Source organism: Micromonospora arida, from assembly GCF_042873195.1.
In the GTDB taxonomy this organism is placed as follows: domain Bacteria; phylum Actinomycetota; class Actinomycetes; order Mycobacteriales; family Micromonosporaceae; genus Micromonospora; species Micromonospora arida.
Genome location: NZ_JBIALC010000003.1, coordinates 94,224 through 114,860, shown reverse-complemented (window position 1 = coordinate 114,860; position 20,637 = coordinate 94,224). Strand labels below are relative to the sequence as shown.

The window sequence follows — 20,637 nt, the reverse complement described above, 5'->3', positions numbered from 1 at the left end:
GCGCCGAACCACCAGCGGCATCTCCCGGCACCATTATGCCGGGAATACATCATTCGCCCCAGCTCGGCTGCCAGACTCCCCTGGTGGGCCAGAACAGCGGGACACGCGGGGTTCGCCGCAGTGCGCCGGGCTCGCGGGCGACCCCGCTGGAACTCTTCTACGACCTGGTCTTCGTCTTCGCGTTCCTGCACGTCACCACGGCCACCGCCGGCAATCCGACCGCCCAAGGCCTGGTCCAGTGCCTGGTGCTGCTGGCCCTGCTCTGGTGGTGCTGGTCGGCGTTCGCCCTGCTGGGCAACCTGATCCGTACCGACCAGGGGATCGTCCCGGCGGTCGTCTTCGTCACCATCGCCGCCGCCTTCGTGCTGGCGCTGAGTCTGCCGAAGGCGTTCGTCGACCGTCCCGGTGGGCTGTTCGGTCCGCTGGTCTTCGCGACCTGCTACTTCCTCGTCCGGGTGAGCGAGAGTGTGATCTTCCTGTGGATCGGCCGCCGGAACCGCGACGTGCGTCGACGCTGGCAGCTGCTCGCCCTGCCGGCGGTCGTGGCCACGGCCCTCATCGTGGTCGCCGGGCTGCTGCCGCAGCGGCTCTTCGACGGAACAGCCGAGTCGGTGGCCCGCCTGCTGTGCTGGCTCGCGGCCCTCGGCGTGGAGTACGGGGCCGGCCTCGCGCTGCGGGGCACCGGGTGGACAGTGCTCTCCGCCGGGCACTGGGCGGAGCGGCACGGTCAGATCGTCCTGATCGCCCTCGGCGAGGCCATCATCGCACTCGGGTTCAGTCCCAGCGAAACCGCTGGTCTACCGCTGACCTGGCCGGTGCTGATCGCCGCGGTGCTCGGCATCGCGGTGGCCGCCGCGATGTGGTGGGCGTACTTCGACACCCTGGCGCTCGGCATGGAACAGACCCTGCACCGCACCCGCGACCCGGACGCGCGCGCCATCCTGGCCCGCAACGCCTACAGCTACCTACACCTTCCGGTCATCGCCGGCATCATCCTGTTCGCGCTCGGGCTCAAGGGGCTGATCCACGAAGGTGCCGATCCCACCACGCCGAGCTGGGGCGTTCCGCTGCCGAACATCGACCTGCTGGCGCTCTACGGTGGGGTCGCGCTCTACCTGCTCGCGCTCATCGTGCTCGGTCGGCGGATGCTCGGCGCCCCCCGCTGGCCCACGATCGGCGGGATCCTGCTGCTGATTGCGCTGGTGCCGGCTGCCGGGTCGCTACCCGAGCTGATCGCCTTGGCCATGTTGGCCCTGGCCGCGGCGGTGGCGGTGGCGGCGCAGACGGTTGTCGACTCCCGGCGCCGGGCCGGGGTCCGGCAGATGGCGTTGGAGGAGCAGCTCGCGGGGGAAGAGGAGCAGACGAGGTGGCGGGGTCACCACCTGTGAGGGCCCCGTGCCGGCTTCCTCGCCGGCACGGGACCCTCGGTCGGCTCAGAGCTCGGCGAGGGTGCCGGCGTACATCTTGTCGATCTGGTCGGCGAAGTTGCTCTCCACCCCACGCCGCTTGATCTTCAACGACGGGGTGATCTCGCCGTCCTCGATCGTCAGGTCGCGCGGCAGGATGGCCACCTTCTTGATCGTCTCCCAGCGGTTGAGCTTGGCGTTGAGCTGGGCGACGTACTCCTCGACCATCGTCTGGGCCTCGGCCGACGCGACGATCTCGGTGTAGCTGCGTCCTTCGAGGGGGCCGCCGGCGACCCAGCCCCGGATGGCGTCCGGGTCCAGGGTGACCAGCATCGTGCAGAAGTTGCGGGCCTGACCGACGACGACCGCCTGCGACGTGTACGGGCAGATGGCCTTGAACATCCCCTCGATGTGCGACGGCGCGATGTACTTGCCGCCCGAGGTCTTGACCAGGTCCTTCTTGCGGTCGGTGATGCGGAGGTAGCCCTGCTCGTCCAGGGTGCCGATGTCACCGGTACGGAAGAAGCCGTCCTCGGTGAACGAGGCGGCGGTCTCCTCCGGCAGGTTGTGGTAGCCGCGCATCACCGGCCGACCCCGTACCAGGATCTCCCCGTCGGTGTCGATCTTGCACTCCAGGTCGCCCATCGCCCGGCCCACGGTGCCGATCCGCAGCCCGGCCGGCGGGTTGACGAAGTTGCCGGCGCTGGTCTCGGTCAGGCCGTAGCCCTCGGAGATCGGCAGGTTCGCGGCGGCGAAGAAGGTGGCGATCTCCGGGCTGAGCGGCGCCGCACCGGACACCAGCACCCGCATCCGGCCGCCCAGGCGGGCCTGGAGCTTGCTGAACACCAGCTTCTCGGCCAGCCCGTAGCGCAGCTTCAGCCCGGCCGGCACCGGCTTGCCAGCCTGCTCCAGGGTGATTTTCTCCTTGCCGACGCCGACGGCCCAGCCGAAGATCTTCGCCTTCGCGCCGCCGGCGCCCTGAGCGGTGGTCACGGCCTTGTTGTAGACCTTCTCGAACACCCGGGGAGCGCCGCACATCAGCGTCGGACGGATGACCGAGAGGAGCTCGACCAGCTTGTCCACCCGCCCGTCGACGTAGGTGGGCAGGCCGACGTGGATGGCGCCGCAGAGCAGGGTCTTGCCGAACGAGTGGGCCAGCGGCAGCCACAGGTACTGCAGGTCGTCGTCGCGCAGCAGCCCGACCTCCGCCTGCGCCACGGCCTCCCAGCACCAGCCGCCGTGCAGCAGCTCGACGCCCTTTGGCTGGCCGGTGGTGCCGGAGGTGTAGATCAGGGTGGCCAGGTGGTCCGGGCCGATGCCGGCCACCAGCATGTCGATCAGCTCCGGCTCGGCGGCCAGCGCCTGGGTGCCGCGCTCCTCCAGGTCGGCGAGCGTCAACTGCGCGATCGGGGCGTCCGGGTCGACGGCGCCATCAAGGAGCACCACGTGGGTGAGCGCGGGCAGGGATGCCCCGGCGATCTTCGCCGCCTGGGCCGGGTTCTCCGCGAACAGCACCTTCGACCCGGAGTCGGCGATGATGTACGTCGCGTCGGCCGGCTCGGTGGTGGGGTAGACGGTGGTGGTCGCGCCGCCGGCGCACATGATGCCGAGGTCGGCGATCACCCATTCCAGCCGGGTGTTCGCGAGGATCGCGACCGGGTCCTCCTGGCCGACGCCCAGGCCGTGCAGGCCGGCGGCGACCGCCTTGGCGCGCTGGGCGACCTGCGCCCAGGTCAGCCAGACGGGCCCCGAGTCGTCGGAGTTCGGGGACGCGAACGCGTTCCGGTCGGGGGTGGCCGCCACGCGCTTGAGGAACATGTCCGGGATGGAACGGTACGGTACATCGAGAGCCATCGCTGTAGCCGCCTTCGGGGGTGGTGGCGTGACGGTCGTCACGTCATGATGGTTACCGAAGAGTATTGCCTGTTGCCGTGCATCGGCTAGCCCTGGTGATCGTCCGGCCGGCCCATCCCACCAACCGGTACGGCCGATCAGGCGTACCGGGCAGCCCCCACTGACCAGTCGTAGGTGGCCCGGACCCAGTTGCGCCGCGCGGCCAGGGCGTCGCGGATTCCGTCGTCGCCGACGGCGCGCAGCGCCTCCTCCGCGTCCAGGTACGTCGCCAGCCCCTGGTTGAACCGATGTGCCGCACTCCGGAGCGCTGCCGCCTCGTCCGCGTCGCTGTCCTGGCCGAGCACCGTGACCAGGTTGTGCACGTCCGGGTCGGCCTGGCTCTCCTTGCCGTAGGAGAAGAGGTCGTTGCACCAGCAGACCAGGTCCACCGCCAGCAGGTCCAGGGCGACCAGCCCCGGATCGGCGCGCTGGGCCGGCCCGGAGGGCCGCGTCGACGCCAGGTCGGTCAGGGTGAGGCAGGGGTGCACGCCGCCGATGTGCCGGCGTAGCTGCACGTACTCCGCCACCTCGGGCACGCGCCGACGTTCCCGGTTGCCCGCCTCCCAGAGCAGCGCCAACAGGTACTCGCGCATCTGGCTGACGAACCGCAGCAGCAGTCCAGCGTGATCGTGCAGTCGGGTCCGGCGGCAGAGATCGTGCAGCGCGTCACCCAGTGGCCCGACGGCGGGCGGTACGACGTGCGGGTCACCGCACCGGTCCAGCACGTCGAGCAGGGTGCTGATCGCCGGGCCCAGTCGGACCGGGTCGGCGCCGAGGCCGTCCTCGTCGCAGGCGTCGTCCATCACGAAGAGCCAGCTGATCAGGTCGGTGAGCAGCCGCAGGCCCTCCACCGAGCCGTCCGGGCAGGCGCGGCCGGCCAGTCCAGCGGCGTCGGCCCGCTCCAGGCGGTGCACACGTTGGCCGGAATCGACCAGCCCGAACGTGCGCGCCCACTCGATGCTCTCACCCGCCACCTGATCCGTGGCCCCGTGGCGCCCCGTGGGGAACGGCGGTTCCCGCAGCGCCGAAATCGCGAAGTCCCGCACAGTGTGCCCCCACTCCGTGCCGCCCGGCGCGGTGAAGCGTACGGGAGGAGGCATCAGCGTTTATCGTTGGGCCTGGAAATTCTACAGGCGTCCCGTGGCCGTTTACGTACAGGCGGTCACATGCCCAGGTTGGCGGCGCGCAGCCGCCGAGCCGCCTCCGCTGAGCCGTTCAGTTGGACCCGGGCCACCCGTTGCCGGCCCGAGAAGAACAGCACCAGCTCGGCCGGGGCGCCGACCAGGCGCAGTGGCTCACCACCGCGACCGAGGGAGACCTCACCGTGGCCGGGCGCCTGCACGTAGAGGTCGGCCGGAAAGCGCCGCAGTGCCAGCCGGGCCATCGGAGCCGCGCGTTTCCAGAGCGCGCTCTGCATGCCGGTGGGCAGATCGCGCGGCTGCCACCCGGAGCCGGCCCGCCGGACGTCCTCGTGATGGATGAAGAACTCCATCATGTTGGCCAGCTCGTCGGTCAGCGGGTTGCTGACCGGGCTCCACAGCGGCGGTCGGCGCACCTGTGCCACCAGCTCGGGGTAGGGCCGCGCGGCGAGTCGCCGACGAACCCGCTCGGCGTAGCCGCGCAGCGGCGGCAGCACGATCCCGCCCGCCGCGTCCGGACGGCGCTCCCGCAGCACCAGATGCGCGGCGAGGTCACGGGTCGCCCAGCCCTCGTTGATGGTCGGGGCGTCCGGCCCGAGGGCCAGTAGAAGATCGGCCAGCGCCTTGCGCTCGGCTCGGGCGTACCGCGGCATGGCCCGATCGTAGGCCCGGTGGCCCGTCGCCGCGCGACAGCGGACGCCGATCGGCGCCGCCGTCCGGTACGTGATGGTCGACATATCCAGTCAGGGTCGGCGGCACTGGCCCCGACCGGTAAGGATGAGGGAGATAATTGCGGCTTACGGCGGGGGAGAGCGTGGCGAGCAAGACAAGTCGGGACGTTCTCAGTCGAGGGCTGGGGGTCCTGCGGCAGGCGATCCGTGAGCAGCCGCGGATCTTCGCGGTGGCGGTCGTCGGCAGCGTGCTCTTCGGCGGGATGATCATTGTCAGCGCCCGGGTCGTCGGGTCGGTCATCGGTGAGGTGGCGCTTCCGGCCATCGAACGCGGCGAGGTGGGCGCCGGCAGCCTGGTGCTGGCCGCGACCGCGCTGTTCGGGATCAGCGTGCTGCGGGTCGTGGGCATCTTCGGCCGTCGGCTCGGCGCCGGCTACATGCAGTACCGCCTCCAGGCCTCCTACCGCCGCAGGGTGACCCGTCGGTACCTGGAGCTGCCGCTGTCCTGGCACCACCGCAACTCCACCGGCACCCTGCTGTCCAACGCCAACTCCGACGTGGAGGCGGCCTGGTACCCGATCGCGCCGCTGCCGTTCGCCGTCGGCACGTTGGTGATGCTGATCGGCGCGATCGTGTCGCTCTTCGCCACCGACTGGGCGCTCGCCCTGGTCGGGCTCGCGGTCTTCCCCGCGCTGTTCGCCCTCAACGTCGTCTACTCCCGCCGGATGGCCCCCCGGCAGGCCCGGGCGCAGCGCCTGCGCGCCGAGGTCAGCGGCATCGCCCACGAGAGCTTCGACGGCGCCCTGGTGGTCAAGACGATGGGCCGCGAGGCCCAGGAGACCGCCCGGTTCGCGGGCCGCGCCGGTGAGCTGCGCGACTCGCTGATCGCGGTCGGCCGGCTGCGCGGCATCTTCGACCCGCTGCTGGAGACGCTGCCCAGCCTCGGCACCCTCGCCGTGCTGGTGGTCGGGGCGTTCCGGCTGCGCCAGGGCGCCATCAGCGTGACCGAGCTGGTCAGTGTGGCCTTCCTCTTCACCGTGCTGGCCTTCCCGGTGCGGGCCATCGGTTGGGTGCTGGCCGAGCTGCCGCGCAGCGTCGCCGGCTGGGACCGGGTGCGCCGGGTGCTCGACGCCACCGGCGAGATGCCGTACGGGCAGCGGGTGCTCGACCCGGCCGGCGCCGGCCCGGCCACCCTCACCTTCACCGACGTGCACTACTCCTACCCGCCGGCCGAAGCGCACCCGCCCGGCGCGCAGGTCCTCGGCGAGGTCGGCTTCACGGTGCCGTCCGGTCGGACGGTGGCCCTGGTGGGGCCCACCGGCGCCGGCAAGTCCACCATCGCCTCGCTGGCGGTGCGCCTCGTCGACCCGGACTCCGGCACGGTGAGCCTGGACGGCGTGGACGTGCGCGAGCTGACCTCCGCGTCGTTGGCCGGCACGGTGGCCCTGGTCGCCCAGGTGCCCTTCATCTTCGACGACACGGTCCGCGCCAACATCGCCCTCGACCGGCCCGGTGTCGACGACGAGGTGGTCTGGGCGGCGCTGCGCCTGGCCGAGGCGGACGGGTTCGTCGCCGCGCTGCCCGATGGTCTGGACACCATGGTCGGCGAGCGGGGCACCTCGCTCTCCGGCGGTCAGCGGCAGCGGCTCACCCTGGCCCGCGCGCTGGCCGGCCGACCGCGCCTGCTGGTGCTCGACGACGCGACGAGCGCGGTCGATCCTCGAGTGGAGGCGGCCATCCTCGCGGGGCTGCGGTCGTCGACCACGGAGGCGGGAGTTCCGGCCGCGTCGATCCTGGTGGTGGCGTACCGCCGGGCCACCATCGCGCTCGCCGACGAGGTCATCTACGTGGAGCAGGGACGGGTGGTCGCCCGGGGCACCCACAGCGAGTTGTTGGCCACCGTGCCCGGCTACGTCGACCTGGTCACCGCCTACGAGCAGGCCGAGGTGGAGCGGGCACAGGAAAGTTCCTACGGCGACGACGTGGCGCCGCTGCCGTCGGGCCTGGAGATCGAGGTGGATCGGTGAGCGCGAGGAGTGCAGCGCAGCGGAGCCCCGCAGTCGTGAACGAGAGGCGGGCCCGGTGAGCGTGACTACGGAAACGAGTGACACGCCGGAGGCGCGGCAGGAGACGACCTGGCAGACCCTGCGTCGGGGCCTGGCGCTCTCGCCGGAGCTACGGATCGGTCTGGCCGGCACGTTGGCCCTGGCGTTGGTCTACATGGTCGGTCGGGTTGCCGTGCCGGTCGCCGTGCAGCAGGGCATCGACCGGGGCCTCGTCGGTGGTTTGAATCTGAACGTGGTCTGGACGGTGGTGGCGATCACCGCGGCGATCCTGACGATCACCACGATCTGCGGCTACCTGATGATGCGCCGGCTGTTCACTGTCAGCGAGACGGCGCTGGCCAACGTCCGGACGCGCGCGTTCCGCCACGTGCACGACCTGTCGATGTTGCACCAGCAGTCGGAGCGGCGCGGTTCGCTGGTCTCGCGGGTCACCAGCGACGTGGACCAGATCACCCAGTTCCTCCAGTGGGGCGGGGTGATCCTGCTGGTCAACCTCGGTCAGCTGGTGGTCACCACCGCCGTCATGCTGGCGTACTCCTGGCAGTTGACCCTGGTCGTGTTGGCCGCGTTCCTGCCGGCGGTGTTCGTTATCCGGCAGCTGCAACGTCGTCTCGGCAGCGCGTACGCGACGGTGCGCCAACGCACCGGGACGTTGCTCGGCGCGATCGGCGAGAGCGTGGTGGGCGCGCCGGTGATCCGGGCGTACGGGATCGCCGGGCGCACCGAGCGGCGGCTGGACGAGGCGATCGACCGGCAGCGGCTGGCGCAGCAGCGGGCGATCCGGATCAGCATCGTGGGCAGCTCGGTCGGGGAGTTGGCGGCGGGGGTGGCGCTGGCCGGGGTGGTGGTGCTCGGCGTGCTGTTGGGGGTGGACGGCACGCTGTCGATCGGCCAGCTGACCGCGTTCCTCTTCCTGGTGACGCTCTTCATCCAGCCGGTGCAGATCGCCACCGAGGTGCTCAACGAGGCGCAGAACGCGATCGCCGGCTGGCGGCGGGTGCTGGACGTGCTGGACGTCGCCCCGGACGTGGCCGACCCGGGGGAGCAGGGGCGGGAGCTGCCGGGCGGGCCGCTGGACATCCGGTTCTCCGGTGTGCGGTTCGCCTATCCGGGTGGTCCGCCGGTGCTGCACGACATCGACCTGGAGATCCCGGCGAAGAGCCGGGTGGCGGTGGTCGGTGAGACTGGCAGCGGCAAGACCACGTTCGCCAAGTTGCTGACCCGGCTGATGGACCCGTCGGCCGGGGCGGTGCTGCTGTCCGGGGTGCCGCTGACCGACGTCCGGTTCGACTCGTTGCGCTCGCGCGTGGTGATGGTGCCGCAGGACGGGTTCCTCTTCGACGCGACGGTGGGGGACAACGTCCGGTTCGCCCGGCCGGAGTTGACCGACGAGCAGTTGAGCGCCGCCTTCACCGAGCTGGGCCTGTCGGACTGGCTGGAGGGTCTGCCGGCGGGCCTGGACACTCCGGTCGGGGAGCGGGGCGAGGCGCTCAGCGTCGGGGAGCGGCAGCTTGTCGCGTTGGCCCGCGCGTACGTGGCCGACCCGGACCTGCTGGTGCTCGACGAGGCGACCAGCGCGGTGGACCCGGCGACGGAGGTGCGGTTGCAACGCACGCTGGACGCCGTCACCCGGGGCCGGACCACCCTCGCCATCGCGCACCGGCTCTCCACGGCGCAGGCCGCCGACGAGGTGATCGTGGTGGACCGGGGCCGGGTGGTGCAGCGCGGCCCGCACGACGAGCTGGTTCGCGACGCCGACTCGGTCTACGGCCTGCTCTACGCCTCCTGGCTGGAGCAGACCCGGTGAGGTGCGGCGGTGTGGTGGACGCCGACGGGCGGGTGCTCTAGGCTCCGGGTTAGGTAAGCCTAACCTCAGAAGGAGGTCGCGCCCATGCGGCCCAACTCCGCCGAGATCGTCCGTACCCTCGTCGCCGGCCGCCTGCCCGGCCTCGTGCACCTGGCCCACCGGCCAGGCCCGCACCACGCCCGGCACGTCACCGACTCGGACGGGCGGGTGCTGCTGCTGGTGCCGGTGGCCAGCCACCTGGCCGCCGCCCTGCAACCGGCCGCCGGGGTCAGCGACGTCGCGGTGGTGCTCGACGTGCTCGACCTGCCGCCCGCCGCCGGCGCGCCCGGCCTGGGTCGCGCCTGGGTGTCCGGCTGGGCGGCCGAGCTGCGCGGCGACGAGGCCCGCCACGCGGCGGTCGAGTTCGCCGCGGTGGAGCCGACCGGGGACCTGCTCGACCTGGGCACCCGGTTCCGGCTGTTCCGCTTCGAAGTGGTCGAGGTCCGCTGGGAGCGGGCCGGCGTCGTGCACCGGATCGACCCGGTGGAGTACGCCGAAGCCGAGCCGGACCCGGTGCACCCGGTCGAGGCCCGCCTGCTCTCCGACCTCGCCGAGTGCCACGGCGCCCAGGTGACGGAGTACCTGTGCCGGCAGCTCGGCTTGACCGAGCACACCCCGGACGGGCCGCCCCGGGTGGTGCGCATCGACCGCTACGGGCTGGTCGTGGCCCTCGGCCAACCCGGTGCCCGGCGTCGGGTCCGGCTGGCCTTCCCGGGCCCGGTGACCGACCCGGCCGACCTGCCGCAGCTGCTCCCACCGCTACGACTCACCGCCGACGCCCGCCCCCCGCACTAACCGCCCAGCCCGCGCCCCCCGCCCCGCGCCGCGCCCCACCCAGGCCCGCGTCGATCTTGCAGTTTTGGTTGCCGTTGTGCGTGGTATGTCCCTTTGGTCGGGACAGGAAGTGCAATATCGCGGGGGCGTGCAAGATCGCGGGGGCGTCCGAGGTTGAGCGGGGCGTTGTTGGGTCAGGTTGGCAGCGGGCCGGTGAGGTAACGCTGGATCGTGGGGCCGATCGCGGCCACCAGGGTTTCCGGGTCCGCCGAGGCGACCGGCTCAAGGCGCACCACGTGCCGCATCATGGCCAGGCCGATCATCTGGGTGGCCACCAGAGAGCCCCGCAGCGGCAGCTCGACCGGGTCGACGTCGAGGTTTTCCAGCACCCGGCGCAGCAGCTGGGTGGTGACGAACTCACGCAGCAGTCGAGCGGTCCACTCGTTGCTCACCGCGGAGCGCAGCAGTGCCTGTGCCGCGCTGCCGGTCGGGGAGTCCCAGACGCCGAGGAAGATGCGCACCATCCGCTCACCGACGCCGTCCCGGTCGCCGGCGAGCACCTTCGGCACCAGTTGACCGGGGTCGACCGGAAAGTTCATCGCGGCCAGGAAGAGCTGGTCCTTGCTGCCGAAGTAGTGGTGCACGAGCGCCGGGTCGACCTGCGCCGTGGCGGCGATGCCCCGGATCGAGGCGACGTCGTAGCCACGTTCGGCGAATGCCGTCCGCGCCGCGTCGAGGATCGCCTCCCGGGTGCCCGGGTTGCCGGGTCTCCGGCCGGTCCGCCGCGTCATCGCCGCCCTTCGTTCGTCCGCCTCGGCCCGTCGTGGGCCCGGCCCAGGCCGGGGTCGGCTGCCGTGCCGGCCGCCGCCCCCGGCGCTGGCGGTCAGCCGCTGCGTCGGCGCAGGGTGGCCGCCGCGAGCACCAGTGCCAGCACCACAGCGCCGAACACCACCGCGACGTCGCGCCACATCCGGCCGGTCGGTTCGGCGTGGGCGCCGACCTCCTGCAACGCCTCGATGGCGTACGACAGGGGGAAGGCGTCACTGAGCGCCTGGAGCCAGCCGGCCATCTGGTCGCGGGCCACGAACAGCCCGCAGAGCAGCAGTTGGGGGATCACCACGACTGGCAGGAACTGTACTGCCTGGAACTCGGTGCGCGCGAAGGCACTGCACAGCAGCCCGAGGGCGACGCCGAGCACTGCGTCGAGCACGGCGATCCCGATCACCAGCCCGATGCTGCCGGCGGTCTCCAGATCGAAGATCCAGTACGCCACCGCGGCGGCGACGGCTGCCTGCACGGCGGCGGCCAGCCCGAACGCGATGCCGTACCCGAAGAGCAGATCGAGCTTGCCCAGCGGGGTGGTGAGCAGCCGCTCCAGCGTGCCCGAGGTGCGTTCCCGCAGCATGGCGATGCTGGTCACCAGAAACATGATCACGAAGGGGAAGATGCCGAGCATCACCAGCGCGATCCGGTCGAAGGTCGTCGGCTGGCCGGGCGGGGTCGGTTGGTCGGCGTACATGAAGTAGACCAGGGTGAGCAGGACGGCCGGCACCACCACGAGCAGCGCGATGGTCCGCCGGTCGTGCCGGAGCTGACGCAGGATGCGGCCGGTGGTGGCGGCGAGAATTCGCGCGTTCATGCTGTCTCCCGTGCGGCTGTCGCGTCGGTGCTGGTGGAGGCGGCCTCGCCGGCCCGGATGAGCCGCAGGAACGCCTCGTCGAGGTCGTCCACGCCGGCGGCGGCGCGGATGGCGGCGGGGCTGTCGTCGGCGATCAACCGCCCCTGGCGGATCAGCAGCAGTTGGTCGCAGCGGGCCGCCTCGTCCATCACGTGGCTGGACACCAGCAGGGTGGTGCCGGCGGCGGCCATCGCGTGGAACCGGGCCCACAGGTCGGCCCGCAGCACCGGGTCCTGGCCGACGGTCGGCTCGTCGAGGATGACCAGCTCCGGCTCCCCGACCAGGGCACACGCCAGCGAGGCCCGGCTGCGTTGACCGCCGGAGAGGGTGCCGACCAGTTGACCGGCGGCCTCGGCCAGCCCGACATCGCTGATCGCCCGGTCGGCCTCGACGCGCCCACGCCCGTACAGGGCCGCGAAATAGCGGGCGTTCTCCCGGACGGTCAGGTCGGCGTAGACGCTCGGTGCCTGGGTCAGGTAGCCCACCCGGTGCCGCAGCGCGGGGGTGCCCGCCGGTTGGCCGAGCACGGTGACCGTCCCGCCACTGACCAGCTGCACCCCGACCACCGCCCGCATGAACGTGGTCTTGCCACTGCCGCTGGGGCCGAGCAGCCCGGTGACCGCGCCGCGCGGGACCTGGCAGCTGATGCCGTCCAGCACCCGCCGCCCACCCCGGTCCACGACCAGGTCTCGGACGGCTATCGCATCGTCCATCACGCACCTCCACAGAAACTCATCACCTGTTGAACTCAACGCTAGATGAAATGCCGCGCCGGGCGCAACGCCCGCACTCGTGTCGGGCTGGCCGACCGTCGCGCGGAGCGCGAGAACGGGCAGTAGGCTCCGGACCGGACACGAAGTCCGCCAACGGGCATTGCGCGCTGATCGGACGTACGGCACGATGGCGCGGTGGGTCACGCTCCGTTACCGGATAGCGGTTTTCTTGAGGACTGGGCCGCGCGGTTGCGGCAGGCCGCCGAGCGGCCGGTGGTCGGCATCCTGTTGCGCGGCAGCCACGCCCGCCGCGCCGCCACCGCGCACAGCGACGTCGACCTCGACGTGTTGGTCGGCGGCGCCCCCTACGCGGCCCGTCGGGCCTACCTGGACGAGTCCGCAGGCCAGGTCACTCACGTCTCGGTGGCCGCCCGGGACATCCGGTCCTGGGTGCACCGCCTGGGCGAACCGGCCGACTGGGCGTTCGGGCTGCCGGTCACCGCGCCGGCGCGGCTGCTCTGGGCCGACCCGCACTGGCGGCCCCGGATCGACCTGCCGGTGCTCTGCCAGCCCGCCGAGCCACCCCGACTGGAAGAGATGATCGCCACGCTGGGTAAGGCCGCCTCCGCCCGCGCGGCCGGCGACCGCCTCGGGGTCCGGCTCGCCGTCGCCGACCTGGCGCGGCTCTGCCCCTCGGTGCTGCGACCGGCCAACCCGTCCGTACGGGTCCACTCCCGCCGGGCGGCCTTCGCAGCGGCCCTGGAACTGCCGGTGGCCCCACCCGGCTACCGGGCGGACATGCTGCTCTGCCTCGGGCTGCGCCCGGGCGCCACCGGGCAGCTCTGGGCCGCCGCCGTACGGCTGGTCGCCGGCACGCTGCCGTTGATCCGGCCGTACGCCGAGGAGATCGCCGACACGGCCGGCGCGGACCTGGCCGCCGCCCTGGTGGACGGCCGGCTGGACCGCTACGTCGCCCAACTGGCCCGGCCGGCCGGGGCCTCGTCGCAGTCCCGGTCCTCGTCGCCGGCCGGGCCCCCGTCGCAGCCTCGGCCCTTGTCGCAGCCCTGGCTCTCGGGGCCTCCGCCGCAGCCCTGGCGGGAGCGGTCGGCGGTGCCCGCGCCGCGTGCGGGAGAATTGGTGACTGTGCCCGTACCTGACTCGCCGGTGACCGGCGTCCCCAGCGATCCGAACCAGCTGGCCGCGCCCGCACCGGCGCGCCCGTCCCGGCTCGACCCGGCCATCGCGGCCCAGTTGCGCCGCACCGCCGACGGTCTGGTCGCCGCCGTGGTGCGCGCGCACGACTCCGGTGAGGTGCTGATGGTCGCCTGGATGGACGACGAGGCGTTGCACCGCACCCTCACCACCGGCCGGGCCACCTACTGGTCGCGCAGCCGCCGCGAATACTGGGTCAAGGGCGCCACCTCCGGGCACCACCAGTACGTGCGGTCGGTCGCCCTGGACTGCGACGGGGACGCGCTGCTGGTGAGCGTGGACCAGGTCGGCGCGGCCTGCCACACCGGGCACAGGACCTGCTTCTTCACCGAGCTGCCCGTCACCGGGACGGAGGCACCGTGAGCGCGCGGAATGCAGCGCGGCGAGGCACCGCAGTCGCGATCGAAAGGCGGGTCGGCTGATGACCGACGGCACCCTCAGCCCCGACCTGGCCACCTTCACGGCGCTGGCCGCCGACTGGCGGGTCGTGCCGGTCACCCGGCGACTGCTGGCCGACGCGGAGACCCCGGTCGGGGTCTACCGCAAGCTGGCCGGTGGACCGGGCACGTTCCTGTTGGAATCGGCCGAGCAGGGCGTCGGTTCGGCCGGCATGGCCTGGTCGCGGTACTCGTTCATCGGCGTACGCAGCAGCGCGACCCTGATCGAGCGCGACGGCGTGGCGACCTGGCTCGGCCAGCCGCCGGCCGGGCTGAGCACCGAGGGTGACCCGGTACGGATGCTGCGGGAGACGGTGGCGGCGCTGGCCGGCCCGGTCGGGGACCCGTCCGACGGTCTGCCGCCGCTGACCGGGGGCATGGTCGGCTACCTCGGCTACGACCTGATCCGGCGCTTCGAGCGGTTGCCCGAGCTGACCGAGGACGACCTGGGCGTCCCGGAGCTGGGCATGATGCTCGCCACCGACCTGGTGGTGCTCGACCACTACGACGGCTCCGCGATCCTGGTCGCCAACGCGGTGCTGCCGCCGTTGGACGCCCCGGACCGCGCCCCGCAGGTCGCCGCCGCCTACCACCACGCGGTGGGCCGGTTGGACGCGATGACCACGGCGCTGTCCCGGCCCATCCCGCCGATGATCTCCACGGTCGAGCGTCCGCCGGCCGGCGAGGTGCTCTGCCGTACGCCCGACGGCGGCTACCCGAAGGCGGTGGAGGCGGCCAAGGAGGCGATCAGGGCCGGTGAGTGCTTCCAGATCGTGCTCTCCCAGCGCTTCGAGCGGACGACCCACGCCGACCCGCTGGACGTCTACCGGGTGCTGCGCACCAGCAACCCCAGCCCGTACATGTACCTGCTGCGCTTCGACGGGTTCGACATCGTCGGCTCGTCCCCGGAGGCGCACCTGAAGGTCACCGGGGCCGCGGACGGGCGGCGCCGGGCGTTGTTGCACCCGATCGCCGGCACCCGGCCGCGGGGCGGCACCCCCGCCGCCGACGCCGCGCTCGCCGCCGAGCTGCTCGCCGACCCGAAGGAACGAGCCGAGCACGTGATGCTGGTCGACCTCGGCCGCAACGACCTGGGTCGGGTCTGTCAGCCCGGCAGCGTGGAGGTGCCCGAGTTCGCCACCATCGAGCGGTACAGCCACGTCATGCACATCGTCTCCACGGTCACCGGCACGCTGCGTGACGACCAGAGCGCCTTCGACGCGCTCGCCGCGACCTTCCCGGCCGGCACGCTCTCCGGGGCGCCCAAGGTGCGCGCCATGGAGATCATCGAGGAGTTGGAGCCGGTCCGTCGTGGCCTCTACGGCGGCACCGTCGGCTACTTCGGCTTCGGCGGTGACCTGGACATGGCGATCGCCATCCGGACCGCGCTCATCCGCGACGGTCGCGCCTACGTCCAGGCCGGGGCGGGGGTGGTCGCCGACTCGGACCCGGCCGCCGAGGACCAGGAGACGCGGAACAAGGCCGCGGCCGTGCTGGCCGCGATCGCTGCCGCCGAAACCCTCCGGGCTGCTCGGTGAGCGCGAGGAGTGCAGCGAAGCGGAGCCCCGCAGTCGCGAACGAAAGGCCGGCTCGGTGAGCGCGAGGAGTGCAGCGAAGCGGAGCCCCGCGGTCGCGAACGAAGGGATGAATTCGTGAGCGGCGGGGAGCGGTCCGTCGGGGGCCGGCGCGCGTTGACGTACGCCGTGCTGCTCTGCCTGGCCGGCGCGGGCCTGGCGCTGTGGGCCGCGACGCGCAGCTGGTCGGTCGAGCTGACGGTACGTCCGGCGCCGCTGCCGCCGGTGCGTGACACCCGCAGCGGTGCGAGCCTGCTGCCCTGGCTGCCGGCGTTGGCCCTGGTGACCTTGGCCGGGGGTGGCGCGGTGCTGGCCACCCGGGGCCGCCTGCGTCGGGTGCTCGGGGCGCTGCTCGGCGTGCTCGGTCTGGCGGTGGCGGCCGGCGGCGGGTATGGGCTGGTAGCCGACATGGCTGGCGACGTGAGCCGGCAGTGGCCGGCGCTCTGCCTGCTCGGTGGCCTGCTGGCCGCCGGGGGCGGCTGGTGGACGGCCGTGCGTGGCGGTGACTGGCCGGCGATGGGCGCCCGGTACGAACGGCCGGCGCGGACCGCTCCGCAGGCCGCGCCGGCGCAGAGCGACCCGGCCGGGCCGCCGACGCCGATGGCCGGGCGGCGGACCACCGAGGCGTGGGACGCGCTGGACCGGGGCGAGGACCCCACGGCCGACTGACGCGGCGGCCGGCTGACGCGTGGTCGCGGTGGCGGGCTGACGCGGCGGGCGGTCAGCCGACCGGCTGGCGCTCCCACTGGGCGCGGCTACTGGCGGCGCGGGCGGCGGTCAGCTCGGCGACCAGGCGGTTCAGCTCCGCGCGTTGGTCGGCGCGGGCCCGGTCGGCGCAGACCGCCTCCCAGGCGTTGCCCCGTGCCGTCCGCATCCGTCCCTCGCCCACCACGGCCCGTTCCACGGTGTGCACCACTCCGACGGCGAGCGATGCCACCGTCCGCGAGATGGTGGTCAGTCCGATGGTCTGGTGCGGCTCGGAAATGCTCATGGTCACCTCGCACGAGGAGTTGCTGCGGTCGGGCAGGCGCGCCATCGAGTCTGCCCGAGGACGATGCTCGCCCGTCGACGTTTCGCCGCGGTGACCGCCCGGTCAACTGTCTCGCCTCGGCCGTGACCAGGCACCGTCCGTTCGGCCTTGAGCTTGCTCACAGCATCGATTGGCGTCGCTGTCGTCGGGCGCCGAGCGGAAACTGGTGGCATGATCGATGGGTCGGCCCGGTCTGACTGCGGCCGCCAGGCTCCATACCGCGTGACGGTGGTCGATACCGGAGGTGGCGCTGTGTGACAACCCCTTCACGGCAAGTCGGCCATTATGCCGCAGCCCTTTTCGTGAGCAGCGCCATACCCCCGGCATTCGGCGTCGGTCGGCTGCCCCTAGCATCGGCCCATGACGCCCGGAGAGGGGAGTCCGTTCGTGACTGCTGAACATGCGCACGCGGAGGGGGACGAGGCCGGCCAGGCAGCGTCCGTAAGCGTGCTCGACGAGATTCTGGCCGGCGTGCGTGAAGACGTCGCCCGACGCCAGGAGCAGGTTCCGCTGGAGCGGATCCGTGAACTGGCAGCGGCGGCGCCGCCGCCGATGGACGCCTACGCGGCGCTGCGCAAGCCCGGCGTGGCCGTGATCGCCGAGGTGAAGCGTTCGTCGCCGTCCAAGGGCCGGCTGGCCGAGATCGCCGATCCGGCTGACCTCGCGGTCGACTACGCGGCCGGTGGGGCCCGTGCGATCAGCGTGCTGACCGAGGGGCGCTGGTTCGGCGGTTCGCTGGACGACCTGGCGGCCGTCCGTGCCGCGGTCACCGTGCCGGTGCTGCGTAAGGACTTCGTGGTCTCCAGCTATCAGATCCACGAGGCCCGGGCGCACGGCGCCGACCTGGTTCTGCTGATCGTCGCCGCACTCGAGCAGAACGTCCTGATGGGCCTGCTGGAGCGGATCGAGTCGCTGGGCATGACCGCCCTGGTCGAGGTACACGACGAGGAAGAGGCCGACCGCGCGCTGGAGGCCGGCGCGCAGGTGATCGGCGTCAACGCCCGTGACCTGCGTACCCTGGAGGTCGACCGATCGGTGTTCGAGCGGATCGCGCCCGGCCTGCCCAGCAGCGTCGTCAAGATCGCCGAATCCGGCGTTCGCGGTCCGCACGACCTGATCCGGTACGCCTCCGCGGGCGCCGACGCGGTCCTCGTGGGCGAGGGCCTGGTCACCCAGAAGAGCCCCCGCGAGGCGGTCGCCGAGTTGGTCAACGCCGGCAACCACCCGGCAACGCCCCGGCCGGTGCGCTGACCCGCGCCGGTCTGACGTCCCACCGAGAGGATTCCCGATGAGCGCCGACGCGCTGGCCCCGGTGGCCGGCCCGCAGCCCGACTCCGCCGGCCACTTCGGCCGCTTCGGCGGTCGGTTCGTTCCCGAGGCCCTGGTGGCCGCGCTGGACGAGCTCGACGGGGCGTGGCGTACGGCGATGGCGGACGAGTCCTTCCGGGCGGAGTTCGGTGCGCTGTTGCGCGACTACGCCGGCACGCCTTCGCTGCTCTACGAGGCCCGGCGGTTCTCGGCGAAGGTCGGCGCGCGGGTGCTGCTCAAGCGCGAGGACCTCAACCACACGGGTGCGCACAAGGTGCGCAACGTGCTCGGCCAGGCGCTGCTCACCAAGCGGATGGGCAAGACCCGGGTGATCGCGGAAACCGGCGCCGGCCAGCACGGTGTCGCCACCGCGACCGCCGCCGCCCTGTTCGACCTGGAGTGCGTGGTCTACATGGGCCAGGTCGACACCGAGCGGCAGGCGCTCAACGTGGCCCGGATGCGGATGCTCGGCGCGACCGTCGTCCCGGTCACCAACGGCTCGCGCACCCTCAAGGACGCGATGAACGAGGCGATGCGCGACTGGGTGGCCAACGTCGACGAGACGCACTACCTGATCGGCACCGCCGCGGGCCCGCACCCGTTCCCGGCGATGGTGCGCGACTTCGTCCGGGGCATCGGTGACGAGGCCCGTCAACAGTGCCTGGACCTCACCGGTGGGTTGCCGGACGCCGTCACCGCCTGCGTCGGTGGCGGCTCCAACGCGCTGGGCATCTTCCACGCCTTCGTGGGCGACGAAGCCGTGCGGCTGTACGGCTTCGAAGCCGGCGGCGACGGGGTGTCCACCGGCCGGCATGCGGCGAGCATCACCGGCGGGTCGGCCGGGGTGCTGCACGGCACCCGCACCTTCGTGCTCCAGGACGCCGACGGGCAGACCCTGGAGTCGCACTCGATCTCCGCTGGCCTGGACTACCCGGGCGTCGGGCCCGAGCACGCGTGGCTGCACGACACCGGCAGGGCGAACTACCTGCCGGTCACCGACGACGAGGCGATGGCCGCGTTCGAGATGCTCTGCCGTACCGAGGGCATCATCCCGGCGATCGAGAGCGCACATGCGCTCGCCGGCACCGTGGCGCTGGCTCCGAAGCTCGCCGCGGAGCTGGGCCGGGAGCCCACCATCGTGGTCAACCTCTCCGGGCGGGGCGACAAGGACGTGCACACCGCCGGCGACTACTTCGGCATCCTCGACAAGGAGCGGTGAGATGAGCCGGATCGGGGTGGCCTTCGACAAGGCCCGCGCCGACGGACGGGCACTGCTGGTCGGCTGCATGCCGGCCGGTTTCCCCACCGTCGAGGGCAGCATCGCCGCGATGACCGCCATGGTCGAGGCCGGCGTGGACGTGATCGAGGTGGAGATTCCCTACTCCGACCCGGTGATGGACGGGCCGGTGATCCAGCGGGCCAGCGACATCGCGCTGGCCGGGGGCGTACGCACCGCGGACACGATGCGCATCATCGAGGCGGTGGCGGCCACCGGCGCTCCGGTGGTCACCATGACCTACTGGAACCCGGTGGAGCGGTACGGCGTGGACGTCTTCGCCCGTGACCTGGCCTCCGCCGGCGGCACCGGCCTGATCACCCCGGACCTCATCCCTGACGAGGCCGACGAGTGGCTGGCGGCCTCGGACGCGCACGGGCTGGACCGCACGTTCCTGGTCTCGCCGTCGTCCACCGACGCTCGGCTGGCGATGACGGTGCAGCACTGCCGCGGCTTCGTCTACGCGACCGCCGTGATGGGGGTGACCGGTGCCCGGGCGCGTACCTCCGACGCCGCCCCGACGCTGGTCTCCCGGGCCCGCGCGGTCACCGACCTGCCGATCGGTGTCGGCCTGGGTGTGGGTACCGGCGCGCAGGCCGGCACCGTCGCCGGTTACGCCGATGGGGTGATCGTGGGCAGCGCGCTGGTCCGGTGTGTGCTCGACGCGCCCACCGAGGCCGACGGGCTGGCCGCCCTGCGCACGCTCAGCGCCGAACTCGCCGAGGGCGTCCGTAACCCCACCCGCTGAGCCCGGCCCGCGCTGAGCTCGGCTCGGCTCTACGCTCGTGTCGGCGCGGCGGCCGGGCTGTCCGCGACCAGGCGGCGGACCTCGGGACGGTCGCGGATGGTCAAGGGTGCAGGGACGGGTTCGCGGCCTCGCCGCGTTGCTCCGGTGGCTGCCCCGCTCCCGGATACCCGTCGTGGCTGGTCGCGGGTCCCGGCATGTCGTGGTCGGTCGCGGGCCGCTGCTCGTCCTGGCCGGTGCCCGGGGGCCGCGCGTCCTGGTCGGCTGCCGGCCGGCCGTCCTCGGCTGGGCGAGCCGCCGGCAGCGGCGCGGAGTCGACGGTGCCGGGCACGCAGCCGACGTCGCGGAGCACGCCGGAGCGGCCGGCGGTCGCGTCGGTGACGGCGGCCCGGGTGAGCGGGGTGACCACCTCGGGCAGCGCGTCGGGGGAGTGCCAGGACAATCGGCAGCCCGGCGGGGGGTCGGTGGCGGGTCGGACCCCGGCCGCGCGGGCCCGGAACACGTGCACGAGGACGTCCGGAAGCGGGCCGGCGCGCCCCGCCGCGGCCTCTCCCGAAGCGCCGCTCACCTGGTAGATGCCGACCAGGTCGGTCAGCTCGATGTCCCAGCCGGTCTCGGCGCGAATGTCTCGTAGCGCCGCCCGCACCGGGCCCTCGGCCGGGCGCAGCCGCCCGCCGGGCAGCGCGTAGCGGCGGGCACCCCGACCCTGCTGGCAGAGCAGCACCCGACCGGTGTCGTCGGTGACGACCGCGGCGACCGCCCAGGTGAGCGCGCTCATGGACAAAGAGCCTACGGCGGTGCAAACCAGAAGTCACCGGGATGTGCCCTCCAGCGGCCCGGGGTGCCGCTGCGGGGGTGTGCAGCGGTAG

Annotated in this window: 18 protein-coding genes and 1 pseudogene; 11 read left to right on the top strand and 8 right to left on the bottom strand. The window is 72.7% G+C overall.

Annotated features, from left to right (window positions below; genetic code table 11):
• Positions 1-35 precede the first annotated feature (35 nt).
• Positions 36-1,388: a low temperature requirement protein A gene (locus tag ACFYP0_RS11635; RefSeq protein WP_386995587.1), complete on the top strand. Its 1,353-nt coding sequence runs from the start codon at positions 36-38 to the stop codon at positions 1,386-1,388.
• 45 nt (positions 1,389-1,433) lie between these two features.
• Here ACFYP0_RS11635 and ACFYP0_RS11630 read toward each other — a convergent pair whose 3' ends face one another.
• The 3 genes from ACFYP0_RS11630 to ACFYP0_RS11620 form a co-directional block, all read right to left on the bottom strand.
• Positions 1,434-3,260: an AMP-dependent synthetase/ligase gene (locus ACFYP0_RS11630; RefSeq protein WP_124854332.1), complete on the bottom strand. Its 1,827-nt coding sequence runs from the start codon at positions 3,258-3,260 to the stop codon at positions 1,434-1,436.
• Positions 3,261-3,397: 137 nt separating this feature from the next.
• Entirely contained in the window at positions 3,398-4,399 is a 1,002-nt protein-coding gene (locus ACFYP0_RS11625; RefSeq protein WP_355502239.1) for a terpene synthase family protein, read from the bottom strand.
• A gap of 62 nt (positions 4,400-4,461) precedes the next feature.
• Positions 4,462-5,091 (bottom strand): TIGR03085 family metal-binding protein, encoded by a 630-nt coding sequence (locus ACFYP0_RS11620; RefSeq protein WP_124854331.1) that lies wholly within the window; start codon positions 5,089-5,091, stop codon positions 4,462-4,464.
• Between the two features lie 161 nt (positions 5,092-5,252).
• Here ACFYP0_RS11620 and ACFYP0_RS11615 point away from each other — a divergent pair, with 161 nt between their 5' ends.
• The 3 genes from ACFYP0_RS11615 to ACFYP0_RS11605 all read left to right on the top strand — a co-directional run bounded on the left by ACFYP0_RS11615 (position 5,253) and on the right by ACFYP0_RS11605 (position 9,816).
• A complete protein-coding gene (locus tag ACFYP0_RS11615) occupies positions 5,253-7,136 on the top strand; it encodes an ABC transporter ATP-binding protein (protein ID WP_124854330.1) in 1,884 nt (627 codons plus the stop codon).
• Between the two features lie 55 nt (positions 7,137-7,191).
• Entirely contained in the window at positions 7,192-8,982 is a 1,791-nt protein-coding gene (locus ACFYP0_RS11610; protein ID WP_355502242.1) for an ABC transporter ATP-binding protein, read from the top strand.
• An 84-nt stretch (positions 8,983-9,066) separates the two neighbouring features.
• On the top strand, positions 9,067-9,816 hold the full coding sequence (locus tag ACFYP0_RS11605; protein WP_355502244.1) for a DUF2470 domain-containing protein: 750 nt from the start codon (positions 9,067-9,069) through the stop codon (positions 9,814-9,816).
• Between the two features lie 173 nt (positions 9,817-9,989).
• Here ACFYP0_RS11605 and ACFYP0_RS11600 read toward each other — a convergent pair whose 3' ends face one another.
• The 3 genes from ACFYP0_RS11600 to ACFYP0_RS11590 form a co-directional block, all read right to left on the bottom strand.
• The gene (locus ACFYP0_RS11600; protein ID WP_124853995.1) at positions 9,990-10,586 is read right to left on the bottom strand and encodes a TetR/AcrR family transcriptional regulator; all 597 of its coding nucleotides are present in this window, start codon (positions 10,584-10,586) and stop codon (positions 9,990-9,992) included.
• Between the two features lie 92 nt (positions 10,587-10,678).
• Positions 10,679-11,434, bottom strand: a complete 756-nt coding sequence (locus tag ACFYP0_RS11595) for an ABC transporter permease (protein ID WP_356979646.1) — start codon at positions 11,432-11,434, stop codon at positions 10,679-10,681.
• Positions 11,431-12,186 (bottom strand): ABC transporter ATP-binding protein, encoded by a 756-nt coding sequence (locus ACFYP0_RS11590; RefSeq protein WP_355502250.1) that lies wholly within the window; start codon positions 12,184-12,186, stop codon positions 11,431-11,433. The genes ACFYP0_RS11595 and ACFYP0_RS11590 overlap by 4 nt, the downstream gene beginning before the upstream one ends.
• A gap of 597 nt (positions 12,187-12,783) precedes the next feature.
• Here ACFYP0_RS11590 and ACFYP0_RS11585 point away from each other — a divergent pair.
• The 4 genes and pseudogenes from ACFYP0_RS11585 to ACFYP0_RS11570 form a co-directional block, all read left to right on the top strand.
• Positions 12,784-13,068: pseudogene (locus tag ACFYP0_RS11585) on the top strand (phosphoribosyl-AMP cyclohydrolase); the annotation flags it as partial.
• Between the two features lie 261 nt (positions 13,069-13,329).
• Positions 13,330-13,761: a phosphoribosyl-AMP cyclohydrolase gene (gene hisI, locus ACFYP0_RS11580; RefSeq protein WP_124854013.1), complete on the top strand. Its 432-nt coding sequence runs from the start codon at positions 13,330-13,332 to the stop codon at positions 13,759-13,761.
• 58 nt (positions 13,762-13,819) lie between these two features.
• On the top strand, positions 13,820-15,373 hold the full coding sequence (locus ACFYP0_RS11575; RefSeq protein WP_355502252.1) for an anthranilate synthase component I: 1,554 nt from the start codon (positions 13,820-13,822) through the stop codon (positions 15,371-15,373).
• 114 nt (positions 15,374-15,487) lie between these two features.
• Entirely contained in the window at positions 15,488-16,078 is a 591-nt protein-coding gene (locus tag ACFYP0_RS11570) for a Trp biosynthesis-associated membrane protein (protein ID WP_355502254.1), read from the top strand.
• Positions 16,079-16,130: 52 nt separating this feature from the next.
• Here ACFYP0_RS11570 and ACFYP0_RS11565 read toward each other — a convergent pair whose 3' ends face one another.
• Positions 16,131-16,400, bottom strand: a complete 270-nt coding sequence (locus ACFYP0_RS11565; protein ID WP_355502256.1) for a hypothetical protein — start codon at positions 16,398-16,400, stop codon at positions 16,131-16,133.
• A gap of 486 nt (positions 16,401-16,886) precedes the next feature.
• Here ACFYP0_RS11565 and trpC point away from each other — a divergent pair, with 486 nt between their 5' ends.
• From trpC to trpA, 3 genes are read left to right on the top strand one after another with little or no spacing between them, the layout of a single operon-like run.
• Entirely contained in the window at positions 16,887-17,690 is an 804-nt protein-coding gene (trpC, locus tag ACFYP0_RS11560; protein ID WP_030334428.1) for an indole-3-glycerol phosphate synthase TrpC, read from the top strand.
• Positions 17,691-17,727: 37 nt separating this feature from the next.
• Positions 17,728-18,966, top strand: a complete 1,239-nt coding sequence (gene trpB, locus ACFYP0_RS11555; RefSeq protein WP_355502258.1) for a tryptophan synthase subunit beta — start codon at positions 17,728-17,730, stop codon at positions 18,964-18,966.
• 1 nt (position 18,967) lies between these two features.
• Positions 18,968-19,771 carry a tryptophan synthase subunit alpha gene (gene trpA, locus ACFYP0_RS11550; RefSeq protein ID WP_091407799.1) on the top strand — a complete coding sequence of 268 codons (804 nt, stop codon included), beginning with the start codon at positions 18,968-18,970 and terminating at the stop codon, positions 19,769-19,771.
• A gap of 100 nt (positions 19,772-19,871) precedes the next feature.
• Here trpA and ACFYP0_RS11545 read toward each other — a convergent pair whose 3' ends face one another.
• Positions 19,872-20,546 carry an NUDIX hydrolase gene (locus tag ACFYP0_RS11545; protein WP_355502260.1) on the bottom strand — a complete coding sequence of 225 codons (675 nt, stop codon included), beginning with the start codon at positions 20,544-20,546 and terminating at the stop codon, positions 19,872-19,874.
• Positions 20,547-20,637 lie beyond the last annotated feature (91 nt).